We start from the raw sequence: 7,516 nt of genomic DNA, 5'->3' as shown, positions 1-7,516 counted from the left end.
CACGGGCGGTGAACTGCAATCCGCTTGCCTGGGGCATGACTTCGGTCCCTGAAGAGTGAACATTTCCGTTTCAGCCGGCACCATCCAGGCGCCGGCTCCGGTCATTCCAGGCACATCGGCCCGGAATGACGGCGCACAGTTTAATACAAGCTGCGGGGTATGCGGTACCCCGAGAGTAGCTGCTGTGTGAACGGGTTGGTATTACTGGCCGCATGCAGGCGATATCGCATCTCGCCATCGTCCACGGTGAACTTCACATCCACGGCATTGCTGCTAACGCCGGCAATCTCCGCTTTATCCAGCAACCGGAACAGCGCCCAGGGGCCACTTTCCGAGATACTCCGGGGCGAACGGTTAACCTGGATCGGCACCAGGGTGATTCGGCTCTCCACCGAATCCCGCAGGGTGTTGGGCCAGACCAGCGGTATGCTCTGGCGCGGGCCATGGGAGAATTCCACCAGCTGGCCGTCGATGTTCACCACCGCCCGGCGTTTGTTGTTGGTGAGGTTCAGCGGTTCCAGGGCAAACTCCACATCCAGCGTGCCGCTGCGGGTAAAGAAGGCCTGGCGGATCTGCCGGGCCCGATCCAGAGAGGCTACCACGTCCCGGCGTACCAGGCTGGCCCGGCGGGCGTCGCCCACGTGCTCTGGATGGTCTTCCAGGAACAGTTTCAGGTTCTGGTTGTAGAAGGTTTCCAGAATGCCGTCCGGGGCAAAGAAGCGCTCAAAATCCTGCAACGCGGCATCGCGACCGGCACCGGCGGTGAACGGGTAATGCCGGGCCAGGTTCTGCTGGAACGGCTGGTAAACTTCCCGATACCACTCGCGCTCCAATTGAGCAACCGCGCGGTCCAGAACCACCCGCCAGCTTTCCGTGGCCAGCCGGTTGAGCACTCGGTTCAGCGGCTCAGGCTGGTGGTTGGCCATGCGCTGAAGTGTGAAAATGGGGTCGGTCCCCTGCAGGCCCATGCGGGCACGGGCGGCGCTGAGCGCGGCTTTGCCGGCATCCGGGGATTCCTGAATGTTGCGCAGGTATTCGTGCAGTTCACCCACCACCTGCATGATTTCATCCAGGCCAGAAGGCTGGTCACCCTGCTTGCGGGTCAGCCGGTTCAGGTCGGCGAACTGGCGCTCGATATCCTGCAACATACGGAAATGGGGCGACTGTTCCAGCAGTTTTCGGGTTGCCTCGGCTTCACCATCACCCACCGGGATCAGGCGGGTATTGCTCTGAACCTGGCCAAGGAACCGGGCCAAGGGTTCGTGGCCGCTGGTCAGGCTTTCCAGAATGCGCACGCCGTGGTTCAGGTCTTCAAACCGGTGGACATCCAGCCGGCTGACGGCGGTGCGCCAGGTTTCTGCATAATTCTCGGCATACAGCGTTTGCAGGCTGGCCAGCAGCTCCGCTTCGTCCGCCTTGCTGAAATCCACGTTATCTCGCCGACCTAATACCCAGGCATCGACAAGGGCCAACTCGGTCACAGTACCGGATTTACGAAGGAACCATTTCTCCAGACCCTCTCGGGTCAGCAGGGCTGGAATAGATAACGGATCCTGGGCCGAAGGCCGTTCTCCCGACAGCGGCTCTCCATAAGCATCCATACGGGAGAATACCGTAGAGAAAACCGGGCCAGAGCTGCGCGCCAGGTCCAGTGGCGCCGGAAAATCCCGATTGGCTTCTGCCTCAAGATCCCGGTATACGCGGTCTGGGGTGCTGACACGGCCAAGCTCATGCTGAGCCCACTGAACGCTGCTGCGGAAGGGTGCCAGTGCCATGGTCGCCGTCTGGTCTCCACTTGCGGCCATGCCCGCCAGGTTTGTGTGGGCCATGGCGTATTGCAGGTGGCCGTATAATCGGTTCTGCACCTCCCGCTGGCCCGGAAAGCGGGCTTGCCAGTAGCTGCGCATATAGGCGGCCACAATGTCGCCACGGCGACCGCTGGCGTCATAAAGCATACGCAACACCCGCAAATGCTCCAGGCGCTCGGTACTGTTGTCCGGTGCCCGGCCCATGTCTTCCATCACGCCAAACATCAACGCAGGCAGATACTGATAGGACAGCATGTCGAGATAGGCGGCATCCACTTCCGGACCCACTTTGTGGCCCTGATACAGGCCCATATCGGCCACCAGGCTCCATTCGTTGCGATAATCGCCGAACGCCAGGGTAGCTTCTCGTAATTCGTCCAGCGGCTGCAATAGATTACGGCCGGTACTGTCGGGCTCGTAGCCCACCGGCTGCCAATTATTGAGAAAGGCATTAACCCGATCTTCCACCTGGGCTGCCGCTTCCGCATTCTTGATAAAATAATGCTGCCAACCCGCAGTCACTCCCGCACCTGCACACAGTGCAACGGTGGCCACCATGGCCATTTTTCGGCGGCGTTTGCCGACCACCTTACGGTTGTCACCCGCCAGGCCGGCTTCGGGGTAGATCACCTCCGGAAACAGGCCGTTGGTGAACAAACTGGTCGATTGCCCACCACGTTGCGCGGGCTGGATTGGACCGGTCATCTGGTAATTGCGGGCCGCGGCAGCCACGAAGGCATCTTCCGGCACGCCCTCCTGCAACACCGAGGTGAAGTAAGTACCGCGCACCAATGCCGGCGTAGAAAAGGCATCCGCTGACAGCAGGTCGGTCAAAAACTGCTCCATGGTCGGTTTCAGGCCAGCCAATTGACGAGTGAAGGAATAGACCGCAGCCCGATCTTCGTTATCGCGAGTGTCGGCCAATATGTCCGGCAGACGCTGGCTCAGCTCATCCACCATCTCGCTGTAACGATCGGCGAACTGCTCCAACCACTGATCGTGATCCTGCTGGTTATCCAATTGAAAGGTGAAGCCTAACGCCTTATCTTTCTCCGCTTTTGACAAGGTACGCACGAACGGTGCAAAACCATACATCAGGTCCATTTTGGTGAAGGTGACATACACCGGCAGCCGCGATCCCAGCTGTTCCATCAGCTCCCGGAGGCGTGTGCGCAGCAGGATGGCGTGGGCTTGCCGCTGCTGATCACTGGCGATACTCAGGCGTGCCAGGTCCACCGCCAGTATCACGCCGTTCAGGGGGCGCTGCGGACGGCTGCGCTCGAGCCAGCCGATAAAGTGGTTCCACAGCCGGTTCTGGATTTCGCCGGTGGCGCCTTCGCCCTGGTTCTGGCTTAGCAGTTCGCCGTCCGGGTCGATCAGTACGCCGTTATCGCCAATCCACCAGTCAAAACCAAAGGGATTGCGGTCGCCCCGATTGTTTCGGGTGACGTTGGTGAGGGTGTAGGTTTGCCCTGCCCGTTGAATCAGGCTGGTTTTGCCGGCACCTTCCAGTCCCATCACCAGGTACCACGGCAGACGGTACAGGCCTTTGCGGCCGGGCAGATTGCTTTTCAGGGCCTGCAACTGGCGGTCCAGCAGGCGCTGCTGCCGGCGCTCCATAGGTAGGATAGGATCTTCCTGTTCCTGCTGCTCCTCGGCCTTGGCTTTATTCACCTTGCTCAGTCGGCGAGCCAGGGCCATACCCCAGAACACTGCCACCAGCAGCACAACTCCCAGGGTAACCAGGGCGCGCATCTGCCAGGCGACCAGCGGGTATTCCCCACCAATTTCCAGCCGGGGGCCAAGCCACCAGGTGGCCACCAACAGGGCAATGATCGCCAAGGTCAACGTGACCGGCGCGGCGTTACGTAGGTGAGGCAGTAGCCAACGACCAATGAGTAAAGCTTTTCTCCACATGGTTTCCATTCCTGCGTTTGATGCGTGCGGGCGTTACGCCAGTCGTTCCAGTTGTTTGATCAGGCCGGGTTCCCAGTCTTCCAGAACCAGACCACGGACCTGTCCCTGCAGGTCCTGAATCTGTTGCGCGGCCATGGCTTTCAGGCCGGTTTCTTTAAGAAGCCTGGCACTGGCCAGGCGCCAGTACAGCCGTTCCCGGGGCTCCCGGGCATCGGCCAGGCCCTGTTCCAGTAACTCCAGTGCTGCTGGAAGCTTGTTGTGCCGCGCCAGCTCCACGGCGCTGTCCAGTGCCTGCTCCCAGGGGTTGGCACCACCGCCGTTGCCTTTGACCGTCGCCGGTGCGGTGTGCATCCAGTCGGCGGCATCGTCACTGAGAAAGGCGGTGCCATCATTGAAAGTCAGCTCTGCCAATTCCGGCAGCCTTTCGACAAAAGCTTTCAGTGCCTCCCGGATGGCTTCGGCGCAATCGCTGTGGCCCAACGCCATCGCCGCCCGGGCACTGAGCCAATGGCCATCCAGCCAGAACGGGCTGACCGACAGGCTCTGTTCGATGCGCTGCCAGAGTGCGTTATCCGGGGTTTTATCCAGGCTTTCCTTGTACTCGGCCACCCGGTCCGCGCTGACGGCGGCCAGGTCTGTTCGCTTGCCATCCCGGGTAGGCGGCAGGCCGGTGATGCTTTGCCAGACCGCATGGCGGCGCATCTGATAACCCAAGGGGTTGTCCGGCTCAGTGCCGGTGAGCAATTCGGCCACTTTCAGCAGGCTCTGACGGGTCGCCCGCTCGTTACTCGGGTCCAGTGTCAGGTTGCCCAGCGAGGCGCTTGCGGCATTCATTGTCGCCGGCCGGTTCGGTGCCACCGCTGCAGACTGGCTCGGGGCAGCTTGTGGCTCCCCGGTATTGGCCTGGCTGCCAGGCTGGTCCGGTTTGGGCAGTTTCTCTGCCGCCCGCTTCAGATCAAACAAGGCATCGTTTGGCAGGTCTTTGGCTTTGGCCTGGCCATCCAGCTTGTCAATCAGGTCCAGGCAGTACTGGCAACCATCACCCACGCTGGCATCAAAACTCAGGTTCTCCACACCTTTGAGCGCGCGTTGCAGCATCTGGGTAAACAGCATTTTTCGCGCACGCTGGCCCTTGGCGCCGGGATAGGGCCAGGCGGCCTCCCACCAGCTATCCAGTACCCGATGCAGCAGATACAAAGACAGGGCAAAGCGTTCGCCGTCGCCACTGCGCTGCAAACTGAGCATCAGAAAACCCAGTACTTTGAGGTCTTTGCTGCGGTCTGCCAGCAGTTTAAGCGCTTCGCTTTCGACCTTGGTCCAGTCGATGTCGTTGTGAGCCAGAGAGCCCACTTTCATCACTTCGTCTTCCAGAAACTCCAGGATCGGGTCGTCTGCCAAGCTGCCACCGGTGCTGGTTTCCCCCGGAATTGCGCCCAGTACCTGCTCAACGTAAGGATGCTGTTCAATAAACTGCATAGTCTGCTCCCTTACCAGCCACAAGCCTGACGCAGTGGCTGGATGGCCTCCGCGTAGCCAGTGAGATCAAACAACAAATCGTCGAGTTCCGGCACGTTGGCGTTTAGCCTGACATCCTGCTGGCGAACGATGCCTTGCACGATGCGGATCGCCGGCAAACCCCGACCCGCGCTGACCACCAGGCCCTCATCCCGAACTCGCCAGTGGGCCCGCTCTGGCCCCAGAGTCACCTCCACCCGCTCCCGGTCCATGGGCTCCGGCAACATCACCGTCAGTTCCGTAATGTTGTTGTGGCACTGCAGCGCCAGGACCGGCCTCGGGGGCTGAACGCCCAGCGCACTGATGGTCACCAGGTGGCCTGCAGCCGTGCCGGTGTCACGGTATATCGCCGCAGATGCATCCTCACCGCTGGCCTGGGCAAAAGCACGGCGCCAGCGCTCGGTCTGGTTTAGCTGGGCCGGTCGCTGACTGCTCTCATAGCGGGCCAGGGGTGTCGCAAACACCTCATCAAAACAGGCCAAGCGCTCCAGCCGGTTCGGCTCTTTAATGCAATCCTCAGCTTCGCTCAGGCGCGGGTCGGCGAAGCCGGGCGCGCTTGCCAGCAGCATGGCCAGGCCAAGCAGCCTGCGTCGGGTTTGGTCTTTCAGGGTCATACGTCGGTTACCTGATACTTCAGACATTTATGGGCCAGGGTGCGTTTGGGCAAGCCCAGGCTTTCGGCGGCCTGAGCGCGGTTACCACTGTACTGGCGCAGGCGTTCACGGATGACGGCAGCCTCAAAAGCCTGGGCGGCGGCCTTGAGATCGCGGATGTCATCAGCCACCGGCACACCGTCCATGGTTTTGGGCTCAACCTCGGCCGGCATGGGCTGGCCCATATCGGCGAACAGGTCGTCCAGGCGCAGCACTTCCGGCTGTATGTCGTCACCCGCTGGCGTTTGCAGGCAGGCAAGTTCAATGATGTTGCGCAATTCGCGCACGTTACCGGGAAAGCTGTATGCCGCCAGGGTATGCAAAGCGTGGCTGCTGATGCCAAGGGGGCCGTTGCCTTCGCGCTGAGTGTACAGGCGGATGAAATGGCGGCTCAGGGCTTCCAGATCTTCGGAGCGTTCGCGCAGGGGAATGACCCGCAGCGGGAACTGACTGAGACGGTAAAACAGGTCTCTGCGGAAAATGCCGTCTTCGATACTCTGCTGCAGAGGCTGGTGCGTGGCTGCCACCAGGCGGAAGTCGGAGTGTTGCTCGTCCCGGGCACCCAGAGGTCGGAACTGGCGGCTTTCCAGTACCCGCAGCAATTTGGATTGCAGGGCCAAAGGCATGTCGCCGATTTCATCCAGGAACAGGGTACCGCCATTGGCCTGGGCCAGCAGGCCTTCTTTGGCCTGGTCGGCACCGGAGAACGCCCCCTTGGTGTGGCCGAACAGCTCGCTTTCAAGCAAGGTGTCGGGGATGGCAGCACAGTTCACCACCACCATGGGGCCGCTGGCCCGTTCGGACATATCGTGAATGCCCCGGGCCACCACGTCTTTACCGCAGCCGGTTTCGCCCTGGATCAGAACCGCCAGCTGGCTGCCAGCGGCACGCACCACTTGCGTGCGCAGGTTAACCATGGCTTCGGAGTTGCCGACCAGGGTGTGGGCCAGTTGGTTGCAACGCTGGCGCAGGGTTTCGGCGTCGTGCAGATGGTCCAGGGAACGTTTGAGCAGGCGCCGTTGCCAGACCTGATCACGGCTTTGCAGCTGACTGATCCACTGATGTACCAGCAGTTGTTTGATGCCGGTATACAGGGGTTGGCCGACGATGTTGTGCCAGTCCGGGTCTTCGCCACACAGCACGAGCATGCCGAGGGTGCGGCCGTCGTGGCCGGTCAGCGGTTCGAGCCAGAGGCTGCGGGGACGGTCGCTGGCGTCAAACAGGGTCTGAAACCCCGGGTGGTCCAGGCGGTAGCTGGCGGCGCGGGTAAGCTCTCTGGGCTGGCCGGTTTGCAGTACATGGGCAAACGGGTGGCTGAAGTCGCTGCAGTCGAATTCGCTGGTGTCACCCAGTTGGCCACAGTGGAGGGTGCGGCCGCTGAGGTCGAGTTCGAGGGCCCAGCATTTGGTGAGGCCGAAGGCTTTTTGGAGCTGGCTGGTGGCAGTGTTCAGCAACGCAGGCAGGGTGTCCTGTTTGATGAGTGCCACCGCCAGATCTATGCCGGTGTGCAGTTCCTTCTGCATTCTTCCCATGCTTTCCATCCCAGAATAATGACTTAGGAGATCGTCGCCCGCGCACCCTGCGGGGTGGCTTTCCAAAACACGCTGTGAATACATCCTTGTA

Annotated in this window: 4 protein-coding genes; all 4 read right to left on the bottom strand. The window is 61.2% G+C overall.

Going from position 1 to position 7,516, the window contains the following annotated elements; all coding sequences use genetic code 11:
- Positions 1 to 140 precede the first annotated feature (140 nt).
- Genes tssM through IBX51_RS13550 form a run of 4 tightly spaced genes read right to left on the bottom strand, consistent with a single transcriptional unit; the run spans position 141 to position 7,416 of the window.
- On the bottom strand, positions 141 to 3,734 hold the full coding sequence (gene tssM, locus IBX51_RS13565; RefSeq protein WP_291831816.1) for a type VI secretion system membrane subunit TssM: 3,594 nt from the start codon (positions 3,732 to 3,734) through the stop codon (positions 141 to 143).
- A 24-nt stretch (positions 3,735 to 3,758) separates the two neighbouring features.
- Positions 3,759 to 5,201 (bottom strand): type VI secretion system protein TssA, encoded by a 1,443-nt coding sequence (tssA, locus tag IBX51_RS13560; RefSeq protein ID WP_291831814.1) that lies wholly within the window; start codon positions 5,199 to 5,201, stop codon positions 3,759 to 3,761.
- Positions 5,202 to 5,212: 11 nt separating this feature from the next.
- Positions 5,213 to 5,854, bottom strand: coding sequence for a type VI secretion system-associated protein VasI (gene vasI, locus IBX51_RS13555; protein ID WP_291831813.1), 642 nt, complete (start codon positions 5,852 to 5,854; stop codon positions 5,213 to 5,215).
- The gene (locus IBX51_RS13550; protein ID WP_291831817.1) at positions 5,851 to 7,416 is read right to left on the bottom strand and encodes a sigma 54-interacting transcriptional regulator; all 1,566 of its coding nucleotides are present in this window, start codon (positions 7,414 to 7,416) and stop codon (positions 5,851 to 5,853) included. The genes vasI and IBX51_RS13550 overlap by 4 nt, the downstream gene beginning before the upstream one ends.
- Positions 7,417 to 7,516 lie beyond the last annotated feature (100 nt).

The sequence above is a fragment of the Marinobacter sp. genome, assembly GCF_014859525.1.
Taxonomy (GTDB): domain Bacteria; phylum Pseudomonadota; class Gammaproteobacteria; order Pseudomonadales; family Oleiphilaceae; genus Marinobacter.
Note: the sequence above shows the minus strand (reverse complement) of the source record. Positions and strands in the feature narration are given on the sequence as shown.

Excerpts from the sequence above, each read along its gene's own strand:
- tssM (WP_291831816.1), bottom strand. The coding sequence starts at position 3,734 with ATGGAAACCATGTGGAGAAAAGCTTTACTCATTGGTCGTTGGCTACTG.
- tssA (WP_291831814.1), bottom strand. The coding sequence starts at position 5,201 with ATGCAGTTTATTGAACAGCATCCTTACGTTGAGCAGGTACTGGGCGCA.
- vasI (WP_291831813.1), bottom strand. The coding sequence starts at position 5,854 with ATGACCCTGAAAGACCAAACCCGACGCAGGCTGCTTGGCCTGGCCATG.
- IBX51_RS13550 (WP_291831817.1), bottom strand. The coding sequence starts at position 7,416 with ATGCAGAAGGAACTGCACACCGGCATAGATCTGGCGGTGGCACTCATC.